This is a genomic window from Clostridium aminobutyricum (assembly GCF_017255415.1).
GTDB classification, from domain to species: domain Bacteria; phylum Bacillota; class Clostridia; order Peptostreptococcales; family Anaerovoracaceae; genus Aminipila; species Aminipila aminobutyrica.
Genome location: NZ_JAFJZZ010000004.1, coordinates 196,777 through 221,042, shown reverse-complemented (window position 1 = coordinate 221,042; position 24,266 = coordinate 196,777). Strand labels below are relative to the sequence as shown.

21 protein-coding genes and 1 tRNA gene are annotated in these 24,266 nt (G+C 40.7%); 18 read left to right on the top strand and 4 right to left on the bottom strand.

Features of this window, described 5'->3' with window-relative positions:
- Positions 1–23 precede the first annotated feature (23 nt).
- The 5 genes from glmM to JYB65_RS10790 all read left to right on the top strand — a co-directional run bounded on the left by glmM (position 24) and on the right by JYB65_RS10790 (position 6,454).
- Complete coding sequence (gene glmM, locus JYB65_RS10810; RefSeq protein ID WP_206582686.1) at positions 24–1,373, top strand: phosphoglucosamine mutase; 1,350 nt, start codon at positions 24–26, stop codon at positions 1,371–1,373.
- A 14-nt stretch (positions 1,374–1,387) separates the two neighbouring features.
- Entirely contained in the window at positions 1,388–3,226 is a 1,839-nt protein-coding gene (gene glmS, locus JYB65_RS10805; RefSeq protein ID WP_206582685.1) for a glutamine--fructose-6-phosphate transaminase (isomerizing), read from the top strand.
- A 55-nt stretch (positions 3,227–3,281) separates the two neighbouring features.
- Positions 3,282–3,833, top strand: coding sequence for a GerMN domain-containing protein (locus JYB65_RS10800; RefSeq protein ID WP_206582684.1), 552 nt, complete (start codon positions 3,282–3,284; stop codon positions 3,831–3,833).
- Between the two features lie 62 nt (positions 3,834–3,895).
- Positions 3,896–5,146 (top strand): adenosylhomocysteinase, encoded by a 1,251-nt coding sequence (locus JYB65_RS10795; protein WP_206582683.1) that lies wholly within the window; start codon positions 3,896–3,898, stop codon positions 5,144–5,146.
- A gap of 117 nt (positions 5,147–5,263) precedes the next feature.
- The gene (locus JYB65_RS10790) at positions 5,264–6,454 is read left to right on the top strand and encodes an aminotransferase-like domain-containing protein (protein ID WP_206582682.1); all 1,191 of its coding nucleotides are present in this window, start codon (positions 5,264–5,266) and stop codon (positions 6,452–6,454) included.
- A 386-nt stretch (positions 6,455–6,840) separates the two neighbouring features.
- On the opposite strand, the gene JYB65_RS10785 is transcribed toward JYB65_RS10790, so the two are convergent.
- The 4 genes from JYB65_RS10785 to JYB65_RS10770 all read right to left on the bottom strand — a co-directional run bounded on the left by JYB65_RS10785 (position 6,841) and on the right by JYB65_RS10770 (position 11,922).
- Complete coding sequence (locus JYB65_RS10785) at positions 6,841–8,310, bottom strand: cadherin-like beta sandwich domain-containing protein (RefSeq protein WP_206582681.1); 1,470 nt, start codon at positions 8,308–8,310, stop codon at positions 6,841–6,843.
- Positions 8,311–8,506: 196 nt separating this feature from the next.
- Positions 8,507–9,256, bottom strand: coding sequence for an acyl-[acyl-carrier-protein] thioesterase (locus JYB65_RS10780; RefSeq protein WP_206582680.1), 750 nt, complete (start codon positions 9,254–9,256; stop codon positions 8,507–8,509).
- Between the two features lie 60 nt (positions 9,257–9,316).
- Positions 9,317–10,975: a glutamate--tRNA ligase gene (gene gltX / locus JYB65_RS10775; protein WP_206582679.1), complete on the bottom strand. Its 1,659-nt coding sequence runs from the start codon at positions 10,973–10,975 to the stop codon at positions 9,317–9,319.
- 23 nt (positions 10,976–10,998) lie between these two features.
- Positions 10,999–11,922: a polysaccharide deacetylase family protein gene (locus tag JYB65_RS10770; RefSeq protein ID WP_206582678.1), complete on the bottom strand. Its 924-nt coding sequence runs from the start codon at positions 11,920–11,922 to the stop codon at positions 10,999–11,001.
- 330 nt (positions 11,923–12,252) lie between these two features.
- Between JYB65_RS10770 and thrC the strand changes: the two genes are divergently transcribed.
- The 13 genes from thrC to JYB65_RS10705 all read left to right on the top strand — a co-directional run bounded on the left by thrC (position 12,253) and on the right by JYB65_RS10705 (position 24,232).
- The gene (thrC, locus tag JYB65_RS10765; protein ID WP_425331126.1) at positions 12,253–13,728 is read left to right on the top strand and encodes a threonine synthase; all 1,476 of its coding nucleotides are present in this window, start codon (positions 12,253–12,255) and stop codon (positions 13,726–13,728) included.
- Positions 13,729–13,865: 137 nt separating this feature from the next.
- A complete protein-coding gene (locus tag JYB65_RS10760) occupies positions 13,866–14,348 on the top strand; it encodes a methylglyoxal synthase (protein ID WP_206582676.1) in 483 nt (160 codons plus the stop codon).
- Positions 14,349–14,541: 193 nt separating this feature from the next.
- Positions 14,542–14,859, top strand: a complete 318-nt coding sequence (locus tag JYB65_RS10755) for a helix-turn-helix transcriptional regulator (protein ID WP_206582718.1) — start codon at positions 14,542–14,544, stop codon at positions 14,857–14,859.
- 14 nt (positions 14,860–14,873) lie between these two features.
- The gene (locus JYB65_RS10750) at positions 14,874–15,584 is read left to right on the top strand and encodes a DUF1129 domain-containing protein (protein ID WP_206582675.1); all 711 of its coding nucleotides are present in this window, start codon (positions 14,874–14,876) and stop codon (positions 15,582–15,584) included.
- Positions 15,585–15,664: 80 nt separating this feature from the next.
- Positions 15,665–15,752, top strand: a tRNA-Ser gene (locus JYB65_RS10745).
- Positions 15,753–16,064: 312 nt separating this feature from the next.
- The gene (locus tag JYB65_RS10740; protein WP_206582674.1) at positions 16,065–16,292 is read left to right on the top strand and encodes a hypothetical protein; all 228 of its coding nucleotides are present in this window, start codon (positions 16,065–16,067) and stop codon (positions 16,290–16,292) included.
- A gap of 468 nt (positions 16,293–16,760) precedes the next feature.
- A complete protein-coding gene (locus JYB65_RS10735; protein ID WP_206582673.1) occupies positions 16,761–17,204 on the top strand; it encodes a hypothetical protein in 444 nt (147 codons plus the stop codon).
- A gap of 381 nt (positions 17,205–17,585) precedes the next feature.
- Positions 17,586–18,680, top strand: coding sequence for an efflux RND transporter periplasmic adaptor subunit (locus JYB65_RS10730; protein WP_206582672.1), 1,095 nt, complete (start codon positions 17,586–17,588; stop codon positions 18,678–18,680).
- Positions 18,677–19,357 carry an ABC transporter ATP-binding protein gene (locus JYB65_RS10725; protein WP_209010510.1) on the top strand — a complete coding sequence of 227 codons (681 nt, stop codon included), beginning with the start codon at positions 18,677–18,679 and terminating at the stop codon, positions 19,355–19,357. The genes JYB65_RS10730 and JYB65_RS10725 overlap by 4 nt, the downstream gene beginning before the upstream one ends.
- Positions 19,358–20,551, top strand: a complete 1,194-nt coding sequence (locus JYB65_RS10720; RefSeq protein ID WP_342366662.1) for an ABC transporter permease — start codon at positions 19,358–19,360, stop codon at positions 20,549–20,551.
- Between the two features lie 157 nt (positions 20,552–20,708).
- On the top strand, positions 20,709–22,121 hold the full coding sequence (locus JYB65_RS10715; protein ID WP_206582671.1) for a sensor histidine kinase: 1,413 nt from the start codon (positions 20,709–20,711) through the stop codon (positions 22,119–22,121).
- A 1-nt stretch (position 22,122) separates the two neighbouring features.
- Entirely contained in the window at positions 22,123–22,824 is a 702-nt protein-coding gene (locus JYB65_RS10710; RefSeq protein ID WP_206582670.1) for a response regulator transcription factor, read from the top strand.
- Between the two features lie 214 nt (positions 22,825–23,038).
- A complete protein-coding gene (locus JYB65_RS10705; RefSeq protein WP_206582669.1) occupies positions 23,039–24,232 on the top strand; it encodes a glycoside hydrolase family 3 protein in 1,194 nt (397 codons plus the stop codon).
- Positions 24,233–24,266: the final 34 nt, after the last annotated feature.

Here is a 24,266-nt window from a genome sequence, read left to right as displayed (position 1 = left end):
CTTTCAGAGGAGGAACACGATAAATGGGTAGACTATTTGGAACAGATGGTGTGAGAGGAATTGCCAATTCAGAGCTGACACCGGAGCTGGCGTTTAACCTGGGTAAGGCAGGGGCCTATGTATTAAGCAAAAAGGAGCAGCGGCCGGTCGTTCTTATTGGAAAAGATACAAGAATATCAGGAGATATGCTGGAGGATGCGATCAGCGCAGGAATTCTTGCGATGGGCGGGAATGTCATAAAGGTTGGGGTTCTGCCAACTCCCGCGGTAGCCTATCTTGTGAGGCATTATAAGGCAACGGCAGGTGTGGTCATTTCCGCATCTCATAATACGTTTGAATATAACGGTATTAAATTTTTTAACGGAGAAGGCTTTAAGCTGGATGATACGCTGGAAGAAGAGATAGAAGATATCATCATCAGAAATATCGATGTAAACAGCCACATCACAGGGGATAAGTTAGGCCGATGCTTAGAGGCCGAAGAGGATGCCTTAGAACTATACGCTAAATTTTTAGAGAGCACGATTGATGTCAGTTTAAAAGGCATGAAGATTGTGCTGGATTGTGCAAATGGAGCTTCCTATAAGGTCGCTGAGCGCGTTTTTTATGACCTCGGAGCAGAGATTACTGTTTTAGCAAAGCAACCGAATGGTATCAATATAAATGATGCTTGCGGATCCACGCACCCTGAGAAACTACAGAAAATAGTAGTGGAAAAAGGAGCCGCCATCGGTCTTGCCTTTGATGGAGATGCGGATCGATTGATTGCCGTAGATGAACAAGGACGCATTATTGATGGAGATAAAACCATTTTGATGTGTGCAAAGATGCTGAAAGAAAGCGGATTACTGGTGAACAACCTAGTAACTGCTACCGTTATGAGCAACCTTGGTTTCCATAAAGGCGTTGAAGCAATGGGGGCAAAGGTAGAAGTGACTGCGGTGGGAGACCGCTATGTATTGGAAAGTATGCTAAAGAGCGGCGGTATCATCGGAGGCGAGCAATCCGGACATATTATCTTCTTAAACTATACAACCACCGGAGATGGGATTTTATCCGCATTACAGCTGTTAAAGGCTATCAAGCTGTCAGGAAAGAAACCATCCGAACTTTCCGATGAAATCACGATTTATCCGCAGGTACTCAAAAATGCCGCCATAAAGAATGAGAATAAAAAGAACTATATGGAGGATACTGAAATCAGTGCTGAAATTAAACGCGTCGAGGAATTGATGGCGGGAGAAGGAAGAGTTTTGATAAGACCTTCCGGAACAGAACCCCTTGTGAGAGTGATGATTGAAGGCAAGGATATAGAAACAATAGCTAAGCTTGCGCAGGATCTTGCGCTGCTTATAACAAAGAGACTCGGATAGAGGAGGGAAAGAATATGTGCGGGATAGTTGGATACGTTGGAAACAGCGCAGCGAGAGACGCAAAGGACATCATTATTGATGGATTAAAGAAGTTAGAATACAGAGGGTATGATTCGGCAGGAATCGCATTAAATATAGACGGAGAACTTCAAATCAGAAAGCACGTAGGGCGAATCGCTAATTTGGAAAATCTGATTGCAGGAGAAACACTCGCCAGCAGAATTGGAATTGGTCATACCAGATGGGCTACTCATGGAGCGCCATCGGACGTAAATTCTCATCCGCATTGCAACTCCAATGAAACGATTGCCGTTGTGCATAACGGAATCATCGAGAATTATGTGGAGATAAAAGAATGGCTGGCGAAAGAGTATGGCATCACCTTTAAGTCCGAAACGGATACGGAAGTCATTGCTCACCTGATTGGGATTTATTATGACGGGGATCTTCAAGATGCCGTCTATAAAGCAGTGGAGAAGATGAGAGGGGCGTATGCTATTGGTGTCGTTGCAGCTGCAGAACCGGATAAAATCGTAGCCGTGAGGAAAGATGCACCGCTCATTGCAGGACTGGGAGAGGATTGCAATTTTATTGCATCGGATATCCCGGCACTTCTAAAGCATGTTCGTAAGATTTATTTAATTGAAAATAATGAAACGGTTGTTATAAAGAGTGACAGCGTAAAAATTTATAATGCGGAACGAAAAGAAATTAAGCGGGATGTTTTCCATGTGACATGGGATGCAGAATCGGCTGAGAAGGAAGGCTATGAGCATTTTATGCTGAAAGAAATCCATGAACAGCCTAAAGGCCTATATGAAACACTGACCAGAAGAATTGAAGAAGACGGAAGCATCAAATTAGACGGAATCAATCTATCGAAGGAAGATATCGAAAACTTCGATAAGGTATTTATTGTTGCTTGCGGAACAGCTTATCATGCAGGACTTGTAGGAAAGTTTGTCATAGAAAATCTGGCGAAGATCCCGGTAGAAATTGATGTTGCCTCTGAGTTTAGGTACCGAGATCCCTTTGTAAATGAGAGAACATTGTTTATCGCTATTAGCCAATCTGGCGAAACGCTGGATACGTTGGCGGCCCTTCGGGAGGCCAAACGTAAGGGAGCCAGAATCTTATCCGTTGTGAATGTAGTGGGCAGTTCCGTTGCCCGTGAGTCCGATGACGTGTTCTATACGTGGGCCGGCCCTGAGATAGCGGTGGCTTCCACAAAGGCCTATACAACTCAGTTAATGTGCATGTATTTGATCGGGCTTTATATGGGCCGCACAAGAGGCATTTTGGATGAGGAACGTTATACCAACTATCTAAAAGAATTAAAAGAGATTCCTGATAAGTTAAAAGAGCTCTTGAAAAAGGAAAATGAAATACACGATCTGGCAAAAGAAATTTATAAAAAGGAACAAGTATTTTTTATCGGCAGAGGATCGGATGCAGGGGTTTCTTATGAGGGATCACTCAAATTAAAGGAAATTTCTTATATCAATTCCTTTGCCATAGCGGCCGGAGAATTGAAGCACGGTACCATCGCATTAATTGAAAAAGATACCCTTGTTATTGCACTTGCCACACAGGAAAAGCTGTATGAAAAAATGCTCTCCAATATTCAGGAAGTGAAAGCGAGAGGCGCTTATGTAATTGGTATCGCGAAGGAAAATAATACGGAAATTGAAAAGCAAGCGGATAGAGTAATCTATATCCCAAATTGTATAGATGAGATTTCACCGCTGCTGTCTGTCGTACCACTTCAGATTCTAGCTTATTACATAGCAAGGGAAAGAGGCTGTGACATTGATAAGCCAAAGAACTTGGCCAAGAGTGTAACGGTTGAATAATGGGGCTATGTGGTAAGAACTAAAATTTATTTAAATGGAAAAGGGGTTTGAGGTTATGAAAAACCAATGGATAAAAATACTCTGCTTCTCCCTCGTTATCGTCCTTGTCATTGGAATGACTATCAGTTTAGGCGCCTGTGGCACCAAGGAAGATACAAGTAAAGTAGAGTATCCGCTAAAGTTATATTTTGTTTCAAAGGATTTTGTAGAAACGGGTGATGAGTCGAAGGATCCGCTCATAGAGTATGATGGAAAATCTGTCTACTGTGATAAAAATACAGATGATCAATATCTAAATGCACTGACCATGCTTTGGCAAGTGCCGGAAGATCTAAAAAATGCAGAAACCGAAGTGACTGAGAAATATGGTATTCATGATGTATATTTGAAAGACGATGTTGCGTATGTAGATCTTTCTTCAAAAGATCTGTCAGGAGGGTCTTTCCAGGAAACCTTATTGATTAGCCAAATCGTATTGACGCTCGGAAAAAGTTTTGATGAAATTAAATCCGTACAATTTCTAGTAGACGGAAAAGTCGTAGAAAGTTTGATGGGTCATGTTGATGTGACAGAGCCTATTCTTGTTGCAGATTACCAATCTTTTTAACAGGGTTCGTATAATTTATCAGTTAAAGGAGTGTATCACTGAAACGCATAAAGGAGTAATAAATGAAAAAATATGAAATCAGAGACTTAGCGCTTGCGCCTTCAGGCCATCAGAAAATTGAATGGGTAAAAAATAATATGCCCCTGCTGAGAGGTTTTGAAGAGGAATTTATAACGACAAAACCTTTCGATGGCATTAAAATCTCTTTATCGGTACATTTGGAAGCGAAGACTGCTTATCTTTGCAAGGTGTTAGCTGCGGGCGGCGCACAGATGTCTGTTACCGGGAGCAATGTGCTTTCCACACAAGATGATATTGCGGCTGCTCTTGTAGAGGATGGCTTGATGGTGTTTGCTTATCATGGAGCAACTGGCGAAGAGTATGACCGTCATATTGAAATGGCCTTAGAACATAAACCGAATATCATTATTGACGACGGCGGTGATTTAGTAGGGCTGATTCATCATTCCAGACCGGATCTCGGCGAAGAAGTATGGGGTGGCTGTGAAGAAACAACTACCGGTGTTATTCGATTAAAAGCCATGGAAAGAGAAGGCATCTTAAAGTTCCCTATGGTTGCTGTAAACGATGCTCAGTGCAAGCATTTATTTGATAATAGATATGGTACAGGACAGTCGGTTTGGACCAGTATCATGGCCAACACCAATTTAATCGTAGCCGGTAAAACCGTAGTTGTCGCAGGCTATGGCTGGTGCTCCAGAGGAATTGCAATGAGAGCAGCGGCTATGGGTGCCAATGTAATCGTAACGGAAATCGATCCGGTGAAGGCAATCGAAGCCAGGATGGACGGATATAGTGTCATGACCATGGCAAAAGCAGCCACGCTAGGTGACATCTTTGTTACAGCGACAGGATGCACGCATACCATCACAGTGGATCATATGCTGACGATGAAGGATAAAGCCATCTTAAGCAATGCAGGACATTTTAATTGTGAAATTGATATGGCCGGTTTAGAAGAAGCCGCAGTGGAAAAAACGGAATCCAGAAAGAATATCATGGGTTACAAGCTTTCCAATGGGAGAACTGTTCATATCATCGCGGAAGGAAGATTAGTAAATATTGCTGCTGCAGACGGACACCCAGCTGAAATCATGGATATGAGTTTTGCTGTTCAGACGCTTTCCGCATTGTACATTAAGGAACACTATAAAAACTTGAAAAAAGGTGTGATCGACGTTTCCGCAGAGATTGATGAAGTGGTATCTACCAGGAAATTAGCGGCATGGGGCATCGAAATCGATAAGCTGACTGAAGAACAAGAAAAATATTTAAATAGTTGGCAGGTATAGGTGTTTCTTCCTGAAATGTGAGGAACGAATAAACGAATAGAACGAAGATTAGGGCTAAATGTGCAGCAATGTACTTTTAGCCCTAAAATATCATTTTGCTGAAATAGGGGGATAAAAATGAGATACGCAACGAGGATGGATTGTTTAGAAGATAAATCTTTGCTAAGTGTCATGGAAATACAGGAAACGGACGATATGATTCTTTTTACAGGAGGCTTCCCGTCTCCGGAGACCTATCCTTTGGAGGAAATCACCGACGCTTTCATTAAAACGCTGGAGAGAGAAGGAAAAGCGGCATTAAGCTACTGTTCAACCAGTGGGCATAAGCCGCTCCGAGAGGTGATTCGCCATCGAATGAAAAGAATATTTGATTTGGATTATAATCTGGATGAAGTCATTATTACCAGCGGCTCTCAGCAGGGTTTGGATATGAGTGCGATGTTGTTTATCAATAAGGGAGACGTGGTTCTGTTTGAGACGCCTTCTTATTTAGGTGCGGTGAGTGCACTTCGGGCACACGAGGCTCAATTGGTAGCGATTCCTACGGATCGCCAGGGATTGGAATTGAATGCATTGAAACAAGCATTGGACCAATACGGCGATAAGGTAAAGATGATTTATGTGAATCCCGACTTTCAGAATCCCACCGGACGAAGCTGGTCGGAACAAAGAAGAATTGAATTTATGGAGATGATTTCACAATACGATGTAGCAGTTCTGGAGGATGCTGCATATTCTGAGCTAGCGTATGATAACAAGCCTCAAAAACCACTGAGCTATTATGATAAAAAAGGGCAAGTTGTTTATATCGGAACTTTTTCTAAGACTTTTTGTCCCGGACTGCGTGTAGCATGGCTTTGTGCCCGTGGAGAAATGATGCAAAAGTATTTGGTTCTGAAAAATGCGGCGGATCTCTCTTCATCGGCGATTGCTCAGATGCAGATGGCCTATTATCTAACACATTATGATTTAGACGCACATATCGCCAAGATCAGCAGATTGTATAAACATAGACGTGACGTAATGGCAAAAGCGATTAAAGAAAACTTCCCTGAGGAGATTCAATTTGTTTTGCCGGCAGGAGGGTTATTTATTTGGCTTGAACTTCCGGTTGACTATGATACAAGAAAGTTACTTCCGATTGCGATGGAAAATAAGGTAGCTTTTGTCCCGGGGACTGCCTTTTATCCCAATGCATCCAGAAGCAATGAAATGCGCTTGAATTTCTCCAATATGAAGGATGAGGACCTTGTAAAAGGGATTCGGATTCTGGCGAATGTAACGAAACGGTTTATGAAAGAGAGATAGGAAGATTCCTTTAAAAAATGAGGTTAAAGACTTTTTTAAAAGGAAAATATGAATTTAGTAACACATTGCTGATTTGGCACATATCATATCATACAATAAAATTTTAAAAGAAGCAGGTGATTATAAATGTCAAACAGTTGTGGCCTATTTAATGGCGAAGGTGTTGATACTAGCTTACTGTTTTTCTTCTTACTTTTGGTGATTATTTTCTGTAATTGCTATAGCTAAAATGTCTCGCGAATGCGCTAAGAGTGTGCTGGCTGAAGCAAATTGCTCGCCACAAAGCTTACTTAAGCGGTAAATCAACCCACATAAAAAGAGGAGCAGGGCGTCTCTATAGGAGATGCCTTGCTCTTTTTTGAATATAAATATTGTTTCCGTTCATTTTAATTTGAATAAGAGGAAGTTGTTACTATTTTTACAGTCTCAGTGCTTGTATCATAACTTAGACCAAAGTTAAATAACATGGCTACGTCTCGCAGCATGACATAGTTATTTCCATCGATATTATAGGTCATCAGGCTTACAGAACTTCCATCCAGATAAACCGACTGCGTTGAAACAGCAATTTCTTTTGCTCTGCCGAGAGCTACGTTCTCCTGTCCGTTTGACGTATAATAACTCTTACTTAGCAGAACGATTACATTGTTTGCTTCATTATAGCTGACACTGAATTGCTTCATGCTTCCGGAGATTAGGCTGGCGATATCTCTTAGCTTAACAAAATTATTTCCGTTAATATTATAAGCATTCAGCGTTTTTGAAATACCGTCTACCGTAAGCTTTTGGGAGCTGATGGAAGTATCTTGAGCGATTGGCTGACGATAAATATTGAGGTTATAGGTGGTGGTGGTAGTTTCAGCATCCGGTTGATATACTTTAACTGAAATAGTATTTACTCCCTCTTTCAGTGTACATTCAGTCCAAGTACTTTTAGTTGCTGTACCATTGTTAATATAAAGCGTTGAATCGGAATCGGTAGGCGTCGCATAAACACTTACGCTTTTCACCGAATTTGCTACATTCGTAGTGTAATTTTTTGAACTGCCTGAGAAAGCAGGGCTTAATGTAATGGTATTACTGCCGGAGTCTCTCACATATAAGTAAGACAGGGCCGAAGAGTAAGCTGATTTATCATTATAACTAAGTGTTAAGGTATACGTCTCGGTATCATCGCAATTTTCAGCGATGACGGTAATTTTAAAGGTATTATCCCCATCTGTTAAATCAAAGGAACGATACCCTGAGCTGCCTACCACATATCCATTAATGAGGACGGTTGCATCTGAATCCTCAGCCTCTGCGTAAATTTGAACGGTCTTATAATCACTATTGATATCAGCTTCATATTTTTTTGTGTCTGAATCAAAGTCATCATTTAAATCGACTTTTGAATAGCTGCCGCTAGAGGTTTTACTTTTTACATAAAGATCATCCAATGCCGCTTCATCATTGTCATCATCATCACCGCAGTAAAAGGTGATTGTATAGGTCTCAAGCTTGTCATCATCATCGTCTTTAACCACAATATCAATTTCATCGCCATCGTCGATACTTTTAACATGTGCAAAATAATCGTCATCGTCTGTCACTTCATCACCGTCACAGTACACCGTATATTTGCTACTTCCCGGTTTCATGTACAGATAGGCATCATCCGTTCCATCAGCAAGGAAAATGCTATATTCGGTGATATCTGCGTCAAATTCAGGGAATAGAGTGTATTGTTTACTGGAGCTTGTACTTTCGCTTTTGCTGACAATAAGTTTGCTTAACGGATCACTGGCTGCAAAGCAAAAAGAACTGGACGAGAAAACCAGAGTAAACACAATTAGTGCAGAAATTATTTTTTTCATTACGAACCTCCTATTAAAAAATATATACATATGCCTTATCTTAAAAGCAAAACAAAATTGGTTATATAACCCATTTTAACTTATATACATGAAAATTAACAGAATCTTTTTTGTAATCCGCATGATTCCTATCTGTAAATTTAGTGAAAATAAGAAATTTATGAGAAAGTACAGTTAACTGAAAGGGCTTAATTCTTTATGAAAAATCTTTGCTGGTAAACTCAACAACCGCAAAAGAATTTCCTGCTAAGTCACATAAATCAACACAAAGGATCCTTTGCGATAATGGACTATTTTCTTGAGCAGGAGCAGAAAACGCAGATAAACGAACCAACACTGTATCATCAAGCTTTGCCGGTTTTTTATATTCTACACGAAAGTCAGAGACATCAAAGTCCTCAGGAAGATAATTGTAGGCGATCCGCACATACTGTCCGTTATTCATGTGATTATTGGCATCTAAATGATGAATATTCACTTGAAATTGTTCCACTACCTCATAGTCTGTAGGAATGGGAATATGACGATCTTTGAATTCAATATCAAGGCCTTTATTCAAATCATACTTGGCCCATTCTTCAGCAGTAGTTTTAATCGGTCGACCGGTGTCCGGATTAACAAAAACACCTATTGAATTCGACGCAATGCATAACTTGCCTTCTCTGTCATAAATCATACAGTGCCTAAAGCCAGTAGCTGCTTTATAGGAATAGGCCTGAGTTGCCAGAGAGACACTGTCAAACAATCGTGGGAGAGAGAAGATTTGTACTTGCCAGCAGGTCACGACTAATATTTTATTTTCTTTCTCCATATAATCCAGACCGACTCCTAGGTCTTCGAGCTGGAACATCACACAGTTTTGCATGGCATCGATGATGGCCGGAATCGTTAAATTTCTGCGTTTATCCGTTTGACTCATCTTAACTCGATCATGAAATGTATACATCTTAGTCCCCCTATCTAAGAGGGGGATGCCTCTTTGTTTTGAGACACCCCCGGTTAAGCTTTATATTCTTTTTTGAATTCTGGATTTTGTTCGTGCTTCCCCTAAAATCTGCTGAATTTCCCAAATATCCGGAGATTGGGAACGGCCCATTAATGCAATACGAATGACCGTACTGACATCTCCGACATGTCCTTTGTATAAATCCGGATTTTTCTTGTAATCTTTCGGCTTCGCAGCATAGCCTAGATCGGAGCCGATGGCTCTGATTTTATCGAACCATTGCGCTTGATCATCATGGTGATCATAGCTTGCCAGATAGGCCGATAAAATTGCTTTGGCATCTTCTTCGCTGACATTGGACGGATTGCTGTCTTCGATGACAAAATAATCATCAAAGAAATAGCGAATAAATTCGAAAATTTGCTTGGCGTAAATTAAATCTTTTCTAGGTTTATCTCCGGTACGTCCTAAATCAAGGATCTTTTCAATATAAGCTTCTTGACCTTCTAATAAAGGCAGAATTTCCGGTTTAAACTCCTTCGACCAGTCCTTGAGGAACTGACACAAGTCAGCAGCTGGAATTTTAACAAGCACGTCTTTGCCGATGTCGTTTAATTTATTTAAATCAAACAAGGCACCCGAGTTACTCATTTTTTCTACCGTAAAATCGAATTCATCGATAGGAGAATCCGGGTTAGCAATTCGCCACTCCTCAAAGTTGGAATTTAGAATCGTCATCAGATATTCCCGTACAGCCGCCGGGTGATAGCCTTCATTTCTATAGTAGTCTAAAGACAATTCGGGATCTTTTCGCTTGGAAAGCTTTCTTTTATTTCCTTCTTCGTCCAGCTTCATGAGTTGGGCCGTATGACAGAAAATCGGCATTGCAAAATGCAGCTTTTCAAATAACTCAACGTGAATCGGAAGAGACGGAAGCCATTCAGCCCCTCTTACTACATGTGTTGTTCTCATAAAGTGGTCGTCCACTACATGCGCAAAATGATACGTTGGAATTCCGTTTGCCTTTAATAGTATGACATCCTGATTGTTCTCCGGTATGGTTAACGTACCGCGTATGCCGTCTTCAATCGAAATCGTCTTGATTTCTTCACTTGGAAGGTCGTGGTTCCCATCGGACTTAAGCCGTATCACATAGGATTTACCTGCATTCAGGTTGGATTCGATTTCTTCAAAGGAAAGATCGCGATTAACCGCCCATTTGCCATAGATCCCCGGGTTCTCTTTTAGGCTTTCCTGTTTTTCACGGATTGCCGTAATTTCTTCTTCCGTTAAGAAACAAGGGTAGGCTTGTCCCTTCGCGATTAATTCTTTGGCAAAGCATTGATAAATGTCGCCTCGGGCACTTTGATAATAAGGACCATAGTCACCGATGTGTCCGTCAATAGTCGCACCCTCATCAAAGTGAATGCCGAAAAAACGAAGAGAATTAATGATGACTTCTACCGCACCTTCTACATAACGCTTGTCATCTGTATCCTCAATTCTTAAGTAAAAGGTTCCGCCGCTCTGGTGCGCAAGCCGTTCGTCGACAAAGGCTCCATAAAGATTTCCAAGATGTATAAAGCCTGTCGGGCTTGGACCAAGTCTTGTCACTTTAGCACCGGCGGGAAGCTTCCTTTCAGGAAACATTTCCTCATAATCCTGACGTGATCTTGAGATGTTCGGAAATAATAAGTCTGCTAATTTATTATGATCCATGTGGGTATATTCCTCCTAATTATTTATTCTACATAGTTAAAAGCAATGGGCCGGATATCTTTATTCAATGCATAGAACGTATATCCTTTTGACTGCAATTCTTTTATAATGGATGGCAAAGCAGCCACCGTGTCTACTTTTTCTGAAGAATCGTGCAGCAACACGATGGACTTGGAGCGTTTTTCGACTCCGTTTACGACTTTGCTGTAAATCGTCTCCTGAGTAGCATTCTTCGTTGCATCATCCGCGGAAACATTCCAGTCGTAATAGGTATAGCCTCTCCTGGTCATTTCAGCGATGATAGGCATATAGACCGATCGATTATAAGGGTTAATACTGCCGCCCGGAAAGCGGAATATATCAGGTTTAACCCCCGTGGTTTGCTCAAGCATGATTGCAGTTTGTGCAAAATCGTCTAAAAAAGCCGCAGGAGATTGATAGATGGCGTCATATTGGTGAGATGTGCTGTGCACACCAAGCGTATGGCCTTCATCGAGGATTCGTTTATATAAAGCCTGTGCTTCCGTACTGTCATTATAGATAATGAAGAACGTTGCCTTTACGCCATAGGCCTTCAGCACATCAAGAATTTTTGGTGTCATGCTTGAAAGACCATCATCAAACGTAAGATAAACGGATTTCGGCGGTTCATCTTTATAAATAAAATCATTATCAATATATAATTCAGGATACGATAATTGATAGTCAAAGGAGCTAAGGTAATATTGCGCCATCCGCTCTTTTTTCGCTAATTTCAAATCCGTTGCCGTAGCGCCGTTTGAATCATCAGAAGGCTGGTTTGCTTCGATCCCGTTATCTTCCAGAATCTTCTTCAAATGATGATTGGAAACACCCATATAAACACATGAAGATATTGAAAAAATTACAATTAGAGCCATAGCAATTAATAGTAGATGCTTAAAAAAACGAACGCTTCCAAAATACATGATAATACCTTCCTCGTAATACTGAAAAATAGACATTGTATTATATCATACAAGCAGCGCCGCCGTATGATTCAATGAACGCTTCTTTACGGCGGCACCGACTCGCCGTATCCTAATCGTCGCGTTCATTATAACATAAATTCGTTTTTTAACAAACCCAAAACAAAGATTTAGCCGATCAAATAAAAGACTTTTCTTGGGTCTATAGCTCTTCTTAAAACCGCCTAAAAAGAGCATATCCCAGTAATATTAACTTGAAATCTAACCCTTACTTTGATATTATAAAAGATAAATGTTTTAACAATAACCTTAAAAGGAGTGAACCATATGATAAAATACGTTAGTACAAGGGGAAGTCAAGATATCAAAACGGCAGCGCAAGCTGTTATACAGGGTATTTCAGAAGATAAAGGCTTATATGTTCCGACTGATATCCCTGCCTTACCGTTTAAACCGGAAGAGATGCAAGGGAAAACTTATCAGGACATGGCAGCGAAGGTTATTTCCTCTTTCTTTACGGATTATACCGAAGAAGAAATGCAAGCATGTATAAACGGCGCTTATGACAGCAAATTTGAGGAAAAAGAAATCGCTCCGATTGTGAAGGGCGGAGAGGCTTATTTTCTGGAGCTTTACCATGGAAAAACGGCTGCTTTTAAGGATATGGCCTTATCTATTTTACCGTACTTGTTGACAACAGCAATGAAAAAGGAGAAGGAAGAGAAGAAGATTTGCATCTTAACAGCAACTTCCGGCGATACTGGAAAGGCAGCCTTAGAAGGATTTGCAGATGTTGCGGGCACTGAAATTATCGTATTTTATCCAAATCAGGGAGTAAGTCAGGTTCAAGAAAGACAGATGGTTACTCAAGAAGGAGCGAATACTCATGTTTTTGCGATAAATGGAAATTTCGACGATGCGCAGACAGGTGTAAAGAAGATTTTTAATGACAGTAATTTCGCAGCCGAATTAGCAGCAATGAATTGCAAGCTGTCTTCTGCTAACTCTATCAATATCGGAAGGCTGGTTCCGCAAGTTGCGTATTACGTATATACTTATGTGAAATTTTTGGAAAAGGGCGTATTGAAGTCCGGTGAAAAAATGAATGTAGTAGTCCCAACCGGTAACTTTGGTAATATCCTTGCCGCTTATTATGCAAGAGAGATGGGGATTCCTATCGGCAAGCTGATTTGTGCTTCCAATGAAAATAAAGTATTGACCGACTTTATCAATACAGGCTGTTATGATATCAGAAGAGACTTCTACTTAACGAATTCGCCGTCTATGGATATCTTGATTTCAAGTAATTTGGAAAGACTGCTTTACCATTTGTCAGGCGGCAACGCTGCAGAGATTAAAGATCTGATGGAAAGCCTGGACAGAGAAAAGGTTTATCAGGTTAGTGATAAGATCAAGAGCGGTTTAGTCGATTTTTATGGCGGCTATGCTACTGTAGCTGAAACGGCTGCGGTTATCGGTGAAATGTATCAGAAGAACGGCTATTTAATGGATACCCATACGGCAGTTGCTTATAAAGTATATGAGGACTATGTAGGAGAGACCGGAGATAAAACGCCGACAGTGATCGCTGCTACAGCAAGTGCGTATAAATTTGCAGACAGTGTTGCAAGTGCAATCGGTTTAGGTGAGGAGAAAGATGGTTTTGCTTATGTAAAAGCTCTTCACGAAAAGACCGGTGTGAGAGTTCCGGCAGGATTAAAAGGTCTTGAACAGAAGGAAATCCGCCATACGGGAGTTCTGGACATTGATCAATTGCAAACGGCTGTTAAAGATTGCTTAAAATAACTTTGTTAAATATCAGTGAAATGTAGAATAAATTTAAATAATGGAGCCCTTTTTGAGGGCTCTATTGTGTATAATGAAGAAAATAACTATTGAATCAGATTAATAACGAAGGATGTTATTGTAGCGGAGGAACCTCTATGGAATATGAACGAATAAAAAAAACGATGGATAGACAAAAGAGAATCGCATTGGTAGCACACGACAATAAAAAAATGGATCTGGTAGAATGGTGCAAGAAACATGAAGACACTTTAAAACAGCATTTTTTGATGGGAACGGGAACCACCTCACGGTTAATTGCCGAAGCAACAGGACTTCCTGTCAGAGCCTTCAAAAGCGGCCCTCTTGGAGGGGATCAACAAATCGGTGCGAGAATTGCGGAAGGCCTCATCGATATGTTGATTTTTTTCTGGGATCCCCTTGAAGCACAACCCCATGATCCGGATGTGAAAGCCTTACTGCGCATTGCGGCAGTCTATGATATTCCCATAGCAAATAACCGTGCAACTGCAGATTTCATCATGGCTTCCAAGCATATGAATCAGGAGTATACGCACGAGGTATGTGACTATAATAAACTGCTCAGCGAAAGGGTTGCGAAAGTGGCAGAGGAAAAATAAATACAGGCATTAATCGTAAATCGTATTTAAACAATATAAATTTTGGACAGTTGAACCTCCTGAAAAAAGGTATATCACATCTTTTCAGGGGGTTTTTATTTTAAAGGAGTCTTGACAAAGGCAGTACCTTGCAATACAATATAGATAAACTACTATGTGATGCAAGGTACATCGGAAGAGGCAGGTGATCACTATAATAAATTCACAAATGCTGAAAGGGACTTTAGAAGGGTGCATCCTAAAAGTAATCAGCGAGAATGAAACATATGGATATGAAATTTCACAGCAATTAAAACAATACGGCTTTTACGAGGTATCTGAAGGGACGATTTACCCATTACTGCTGCGGCTTGAAAAGAGCGGCCTTATTGAAGCGGAGTATAGAGAATCCTCTTTAGGGCCGAAACGAAAATACTTTTCTATAACGGAAAATGGGCTGAATGAAATGAAAACCTTTCTAGCCGGTTGGAAAGAGCTGGAGAAAGCTGTAAATAGGTTGTTTGATAAATAGCAGGGGGTATAAGAATGAGCGAAGTAAAGAAGTTGAGACGATTAAACAATGAAATAGGTAAGAAGTTAACCAAAGAAAATGGTATCATTATGACGGATATGGTGTGCTATATACGGGGATCGGGCTTGTCAGAAAAGAATCAAGAGCTCATCCGGCAGGATTTACTGGAAATGGCGCTATCCGCACAGGAACGAAAGGAACCTTTTTCCGCGGTTGTCGGAGAAGACTATAAAGGCTTTTGCAATGAGATCATATCGAGTATGCCTCAAATGACCACCAAGGAAAAGATAGTAGAGTATGTAGATACTTTTCTTTTATGCGGAAGCATAGTAGTCGCCATTTCAACGTTATTGTCTTCGGATGCAATTCGGATTTTTAGGAATATGGTTAAGGGTGGAACCGCCGATTTTACTGTTTCTTATTCTTTAGGTACTATCATTTTAGATTTAATCATCATTGCTTTTTCGGTAGGGATTGTACACTATATCTGCAAGTCCTCCTTTGAACTCACTCAAAAGAGTGAGGAGCATAAAGCCATGTCAAAGAAAAAGCTTATACCACGGAGGTTCTTCATTGGTGCAGCCTGGGGATTGCTTGTTGCAGTAGGACTTATTCTGTTGGTTAAATTGGCTTCTTTTACCGTTATAACGGCGAATTTATTTATCGTATTAATCGTCGCTGGCGGTATGTATGCGCTTCATAAAGTTATAAATTTCCAGCAGTAAATAAAATACTTGCATTTTAAAAAGTATTGTGTTAAGATATCAAATGTGTCCAAGAAAGGACAAACAACTGAACACAGTATGGAGGATTGACCGAGTGGCTAAGGAGCTCGCCTGGAAAGCGAGTAAGGTGTTAAAGCCCCGTGGGTTCGAGTCCCATGTCCTCCGCCAAAATAAAAAAGAGACTTTCGGGTCTCTTTTTTATTTTGCATGGAGACAGGACGAGAAGCCACGGAGTGGGTGAGAAAGGCCCATGCTTATTTTCCGCGGCTTTAGCCGCAGTGGAAAATAGGACAGCGTAGCGAACGAAGAGAGCGAAGGAAAGAAGCCCTGAGGGCTGAATGTTGTCCTCCGCCAAAACATGAACCGCTAGAAATAGTGGTTTTTTGTTTCTTTTGTTGGAATTTACGCATTTGTAATTATGTTCACATAGATACGGATGTTAAGAATATTCAGAAGCAAAACCTTGATTGTGATGAAATTATGACAGTTGAAGTAGATTACAATGATGGTTATAAGTACACAGGATTTGCGGTACCAGAAGATTCTACAACCGGATTCACTTATGCCAATATTGTTAATATTGCGCCCCTTAGTATGCCAGGAGTTCGTTTCCTAGTGGAATGCCCACAAGAGGTGGCAGAATCACAGAATCCGGTAAAAGTCATATTTACTCTCGGCAATGACGAATATGAATATGCAATAAGATAGAAACAAATTATCTAATGAAAAGCACTCTTCACAGGGTGCTTTTTCTTATGCCTGAAAGAAGGACTATACTTGCCACAATAGAAACTTCAATATTTTAGTTTTTCTTGAGGAATATACTATTAAAGAAGATGCCGGAAATGGTTTCGACGTTATGATCAGCATTCGGCCTTGATTGTGAGTACAAAGACATATATTAGAGAACTGCATCTGGATGAATAGTTTAATTTAACGTCTTATTAAGTGACAAAAAAATAGAAAAATCTGCACCTGTATTAAGTGTGCATCATATACTATGAAGTGGCGCACGTATTAAGTGTGCTTTTAATTTCTAGATAAAGAGTAGAAATAAAAAAATAGAAATGAAGGTTTGCAAATTAACGTAAAAATACGTTTCTTTTTCTATAACTAAAATATCGCCGGTGATATAAGTCAAATCAATTATATTTTAGAAAGAAAGAGGTAAAAATTATGGCTTTTACTAAATGCAAACTTGGAATTGGATTTACAGCAGAGACTAAAGTGACTATAGATACCGAAGCTTTTTGCTTTAATCCAACAACAACAATAAAAGATGACCTGGGTATGATTAAATATGGAAGATTAATCGTACCTGCTACAGGTTGGTATAGGCTAACAGCTTTGGGTGATTTTGATGGATATGACAGTAAGGAATCTGTTGATTTTGGTTTTGATTTAATGAATGATTCAAATACCGGAAGCGTTGGAAGGTTTGACGACTTTGCGATGATTTCTATTAATGGCAATTCTTCTGGTCATGCAAGGGCCATTTTGTTAGATGCAGTATATCTGACAGAAGGGCAAATATTAGGCTGTATCTATCTGAAAGGTACTAGTAATCAAATGCCTACAAAAGTTTATAGACCAACTTTAACTATTGAACGTTTAGAATAAATTAAAAAATTTATTATATTCATAAAGCCTTAGGATTATTTCTAAGGCTTTATATTTACAAAAATAAAAAACAGGAGTTATTTTAAATACTAAAATGTATAACGTTGACAAATTCACGCACTAAGGCGTGTTTTTTTAAGATGTAATAAAAACCAAAAGATGACGTTCCCCAGCAAAAGAGAGCATCGGAATATTGAGATTTTAGTTTTTTTCGCTTTATTAATGTATTTTCAGGTAAATAATAAATGGATTTTTAACATTTACCATAAACGACATTATTGTTTAGGATTTGTTTAAGTCTTATACCCTCGCAGTTTATATTGATCTATTAGAATAAAAATACATGAGAAAGGTGATTAAAGATCTGGAGGTAATCGATCAATGAAAAAGCTGTTAAATCTCAGTAAAAAAGGTAAGATAATGATTGTAATTGCGGGCGTAGTGGTTGTGGCCGGAATCATCATCGTGAAAAGTATGATAGGCGGCGGTGCTTCTGTAGATATGACAGAAGCAACAGCTGTGAAGCAAGATCTGGAAAAGTATTACAGCTTCAGCGGAAATATTGAATCAAGTGAAGTCCAAAATGTAGTATCAACCACCAACCAGCCTGTTAAAAAATTCTATGCCAAAGAAGGCGATAAAGTACGGGCGGGGGCTCTGCTTTACGAAGTTGATAGCAATACGATCCAGTCAACTCTGACCACTGCATCTACATCCCTGTCCAACGCGAAAACAACCTACTCGTCAAGTAAGGTGGACTATGAGCGAAAAAAGGAGCTGTATGATATGGGCGGAATTTCCCTTGTGGAACTGGAGACTGCCCAGGACGCATTGAGCACAGCCCAGAATCGGGTGACAGAAGCGCAAGCCTCATACGCCCAGGCGCAAAAACAGTATGCGGATACAAAGTGTTATGCGGAAGTATCGGGAGAGGTTTCAAAAATTTATGTGGGTGAAAATGATTCCGTAATGCAGGGAACAAGTATTTTGGATATTGTTAATTATGATGACCTTGAGGTGAATATAAAGGTGGACGAGTACGATTTATCCGCGATTTCCGAAGGCATGGATGCAGAGGTATATTTTGAAGCCACCGGGAAAACAGTGATCGGGACGATTTCTGAAATCGCCCGGGGAGCCAGCGTTGAAAACGGAGTATCCTATTTTGAGACTACGGTAACGCTTCCTAAGGACACCTACCTTAGAGTGGGCATATCGGCTGAGGTAAAGGTAGCGGCCCAAAGCGTAAAAGGAGCTATTACCGTGCCGATGAAAGCCGTTCAATATGATGGCTCAAATGCATATGTTCAGCAGTATGACGAAAAAGGAAAATTGCAAAAGGTATCTGTAACGATTGGAATCAATAATGGTGCGGATATCGAGATCAAAAATGGTCTTAAAGAAGGTGATACGGTAGTTTATATCAACACTTCCGATTCATCAAATGCAACGTCCTTTATGGGGGAAGCGCAATGACCGAAATACTAAATATGAAAGATATCTTCAAAGAATATCAGATGGGGGATGAAGTTTCAACCATACTGAGAGGAATCAACCTGACCGTTGAGGCTGGTGAATTCATTGCCATTCTAGGACCCTCTGGCTCGGGAAAATCCACATTGATGAATATAATCGGTTTGCTGGATACCCCCACCACAGGAGAATACTATTTATCCGGTAAGAAAATGGCAGTGCAGGAAGAAAGAGTGCTCGCTCAAATCAGAAGAAAAGAAATCGGTTTCATCTTTCAGTCATTTTATCTTCTCTCAAGGCAGACTGCCCTTAAAAACGTTGAACTGCCGCTGATTTACGCCGGCATGGATAAGAAGCTAAGGCATGAACTGGCGGCAGATATGCTGCGAAAAGTCGGATTAGAAGAGAAAATCAATCACTTCCCCAGGCAGCTTTCCGGCGGGCAGCAGCAAAGAGTTGCCATCGCAAGGGCATTGATAAACAACCCGACAATCCTGCTGGCAGACGAACCCACCGGAGCTTTGGATCAGAAGACGGGGCACCAGGTTATGGAGTTGTTCCATGAACTGAATCAGGAGGGCAGAACGATCATAATGATTACCCATGATGTTAACCTGGCGAAGCAGGCAAAGAGGGTGGTTCGGATTTTAGATGGAAACATCAGTGAGGAGGCGATCTAAGTGATCAGAGAAAACCTTATTATGGCATGGGAGAATATTAAAAATAGTAGGATGCGGTCATTTTTAACGTCTCTCGGCATTGTGATCGGTGTAGCCGCGGTAATTGCATTGATTACAATCGTGCAAAGTGCCACAGGAGAAATGCTGTCCCAATTTGAAAGTCTTGGGACCGGTAAAATCACGGTAATAGCGACGGGTAATCCGCTCAAATCAGGACTGACCTCAAGAGATCTTCAAAATCTGGAGGAAATCGACAATGTTTCAGGTGTCGCTCCTTCCGTATCCATTACAGGTTCTGCGGGAAAACAGGGGATTCTTCTTGATGAAGTTTCTATCATGGGGAAAAATGAAAAATTCTTTGAATCGGATGGTTCGGAGATAACCCGGGGACGAACATTACAGTTTTACGACATGGATGGCTACACGTATGCCTGCGTAATTGACCAGGACATAGAGAAAGCCATGTTTCCCAACGAGAATCCCATCGGACAGAGAATCATGGTTAACGGACAGAGCTATGAGGTTGTAGGGGTAAGAGATACCACAAGCAACAGTGATGTCATGGCTGGAATCAATTCCAGCAGCACCGCAGACGGCACGATTATTATTCCCTATAAAAATGCTTTGGCTTTGTCGGGAGCATCGACATACTCCAACGTGGAGGTCTATTTAAAGGATGCGGCATTGACAGAACAGACGACTTCCGAGATTGAGGTTGTGCTGGATGCGGCATTTAATTACAAAGAAGATAGCTATCGAATTCTGGATCTGAGCAGTATCCTGGACATGATGAACAGCATGACGACAATGCTCACGGCGTTATTGGCCGGAATTGCTTCCATTGCACTGGTGGTTGGCGGAATTGGGATCATGAATATGATGCTTGTTTCTGTCACCGAGCGGACAAAAGAAATCGGGCTGCGAAAAGCTTTGGGCGCAGAACCGATGCAGATACAGACATTATTTATCATTGAAGCCCTGGCTTTGTCCCTGATAGGAGGGCTGTTTGGAATTGCTCTGGGATTGGGGATTTCTTTGATCGCAACACTGCTGCTTGGAACAGCATTCACCATATCCTGGGGGGCCATTGCCCTCGGCACAGGCTTCTCTGTCGCAGTAGGTTTGGTGTTTGGATGGACACCTGCAAAAAAGGCGAGTAATTTAAAACCCATTGATGCTTTGAGAACAGACTAAGTTATCTTTTTTGATCAAAAGCATGATATAATAAACGTTAAGGATTGAATACGATGTTGCCGCAAGGTAGCGTTCATTGAATCGTCTTGTTTGCTTTTGTTATGATATTCGGGGTAAACCCTGATAATCAATTTTAATACCCAGCTGGAGATGTCACATGAAGATGAAAAATAAAATTCTTTTATCCGGGTTTTTGATGACACTGGTATCCCTGATTGCGCTTCTTGTAATCAGCAGCTTTGTAATCCGGTCGTTTTCCGGTAAGATCAGTGATGCAGCCATTCCCAAGTTAGACCGGAACGTATTCGCTGTGGAAGATATCATCACGAATATCGATGTGAACGACTCCAATTGGAATGAGATTGCCCGGGACCTTGCCTCAGATGGATATCACCTTTATGTGATTCATGAGGGAGCTGTCACTTTTTCAAATTTGGATCCGCCTTCGAAGCATTTTATAAACTCTATTCAAAATGTCAACTGGATGGAGACTGGGAGATCGTGTTACGTGACTGGGATTACAGTCGTCGGAAAAGAGACGGAAGGGTACCGTATCATTGCGGTTAACAGCGGTGCTCAAACGAATGGAAACGGTATGCATGAAAATCAATTCGAAATTGTGCTGAATGCTTTTATCGTAATCGGGTTGATCTCAATTGCAACGATTTTGTTAATCAGCCAGTTTTTTACCAATCGGCTGGTGAAGCGTATTATGCGCCCTATCAGTGCACTAACCGAAGGGGCGAAGAGAATTGTGCAGGGAAACCTTTCAGAACCGGTGATCTATGACGGGAAAGATGAGCTTGCCCCCGTTTGTTCGACCTTCAATCAAATGCAAAGCCATCTGCAGAAAGAAAGAGAACGGAATGCCGTCTATGAAAAAGCCCGAACTGAGATGATCGCGGGCATTTCACATGATTTAAGAACCCCTCTTACATCAGTAAAGGGCTATATAAAGGGACTGCGTGACGGTATTGTCAACACACCGGAAAAGCAGGATCAGTATCTTACCATTGCGTACAATAAGGCCACTGAAATGGATGTCCTCCTGCAAAAGCTATTCTATTTTTCAAAACTGGAAACCGGAGATCTGCCCTTGTTTCTGGAGGATGAAGATCTGGGAGACTTTGTACGCAAGTTTGCAATGCAATCAAAAGATGAACTGGCTCAGGTAAATGCGAAAATAATTGTTGACAGTAAATCAAATGAAAATCCTGTTAAAATAGACACGGAACAGATGCATCGGGTCCTTGTCAATCTGACAGACAATGCATTGAAATACGCTGCCGGGGATGGTCTTGCCTTAACCGTTTCAGTATGGAACGAAGAGGGGCAGGTACATCTGAGCTTTGCCGATAATGGGAAAGGCGTTCCGGAAGAACAGCTAGCCAATCTTTTTATGCAATTTTGGAGAGGCGATGAATCAAGAAGCAAGAAGGATGGCGGAGGAAGCGGCCTGGGGCTTAATATTGTAAAATATATCGTGGAAGCACATGGAGGCTCAGTTTCCGCAAGGAATGAAAAGGGATTGACGGTTGATCTCCTATTGCCTGCCAGAAAGGAGGCATGAGATGAGTAAAATATTAATTGTCGAAGATGATGATGAAATATCAATGCTGGAAAGAGATTACCTCGAAATCAATGGATTTGAGGCAGATATCATCCCGGATGGAAGCAAGGCGGTCAGCGCGGCTTTAAACGGCAGCTATGATTTGATCCTTTTGGATTTGATGCTGCCCGGAATGAACGGATATGAAATCTGCCGGGAAATCCGGGACAAACTCGATATTCCGATTCTCATGGTTACAGCTCGATTGGAGTCTGTTGATAAAATTCGAGGACTCGGAATCGGCGCGGATGATTATGTCGCAAAACCCTTTGATCCGGCTGAACTTGTAGCAAGAATCAAATCTCATTTAAAACGCTACGAAAGGTTGACCGGTTCAATGAAAACCAATTTGGCACCGGGTGATGACGCAATAATCATCGGAGACCTGAGGATTTTGCCAAGAAGCTGGAAAGTCTATAAAGGAGAAGAAGAAATCAAGCTTCCCAATCGAGAATTTGAATTGCTGAAATATATGGCCACATATCCTAACATCGTATTCTCAAAGGATCAATTGTTTGAGAAAATATGGGGATATGAATATGTTGGGGACAGTGCTACGGTTACGGTCCATATCAATCGTATCCGTGAAAAGATCGAAGATGACCCAGCAAAACCACAAATCATTGAGACGGTGTGGGGAGCAGGGTATCGCATAAACGTATAAAGTGGCATCTTTTATTACCTAACTTTTCAAAACAAAAAGAGACTTTCGAGTCTCTTTTTTCTTTTACTGGAGACAGAACGAGAATCCACGGGAAGGGACCCTTGAAAACTTAATATTGATAGTTAGTAGAGCCTATAGTATGCTATGGTGGAAGATTATATAATATGAAAATACCCTAATGGTAAAATAACTTATTCTAACGAGGTTGTTAAAAATGAAAAAGATATTTTTAAATGCATTAATGCTTGTCATCCTACTAATCCTTACTTCATGCGGTGTGCCAGATGCAGAAAAGCCAGATTCAATAAATAATACCCCTCCTAGTAAACCGTTATCAAAGGCAGAACAATTAATTAAAAGCATGACTTTGGAGGAGAAAATTGGGCAACTTTTTATTATTCGTCCGGAATCTCTTGAGCTGAACCTTACTACGGAGCAAATTAGCAATGCAAAAGCTTACGGTGCAACAGAATTGGACAGTCAAATGATTGAATCACTGAAGCGATATCCTATTGGTGGCGTTGTCATTTTCCAAAAAAATATTTTATCGCCTGCACAACTGACTGATTTTATTGATGAAATACAAGAGCAAAGCAAAATTCCAGTATTTGTAGGTATTGATGAAGAAGGCGGTTCTGTGTCTAGAATTGCGAATTCAAAGGAATTTGATGTGACGAAGTATGAAAGTATGGAAACAATAGGCCTGACCGAGGATAGTAAAAATGCACAAAATGTTGGAATTACAATTGGTTCCTACTTAAAACAATATGGATTTAATTTGAATTTTGCTCCGGTAGCCGATGTTAATACAAATCCGGACAATATTGTGATTGGAAATCGTTCTTTTGGTAGCGATCCTGCACTTGTAGCAAAAATGGTATCTGCAGAAATTGATGGATTGCATGAAACAGGTGTGATGAGTTGTATAAAACACTTTCCCGGTCATGGAGATACAAAAGGAGATACGCATAAAGGCTTTGTATCCACGGAAAAGACATGGGAAGAACTAAAGGAATGCGAATTAATTCCGTTTATGAATGCTTTCAAACAGACTGATATGGTTATGATCTCTCATATTACAGCCCCCAATATAACATCCGATGGACTTCCGTCTTCTCTCTCCAATGAAATGATTGAGGGTAAGTTACGAACAGAGCTGAATTATGACGGTGTGGTTATCACCGATTCGATGGCGATGGGTGCGATTACGCAGGAATATACATCTAGTACAGCTGCTATTAAATCTATTTTAGGTGGAGCGGATATTATCTTAATGCCTGAAAATTTTGTAGAAGCTTATGATGGAATTTATGATGCAGTAAAAAACGGAACCATCAGTGAAAAGCGAATTGATGAGAGTGTATTGCGTATTTTATCTTTAAAAGAAAAGTATGATTTACTCCAATAAATCGAGTGTTTTGTGCATAAAGCAGGAAGTTTAT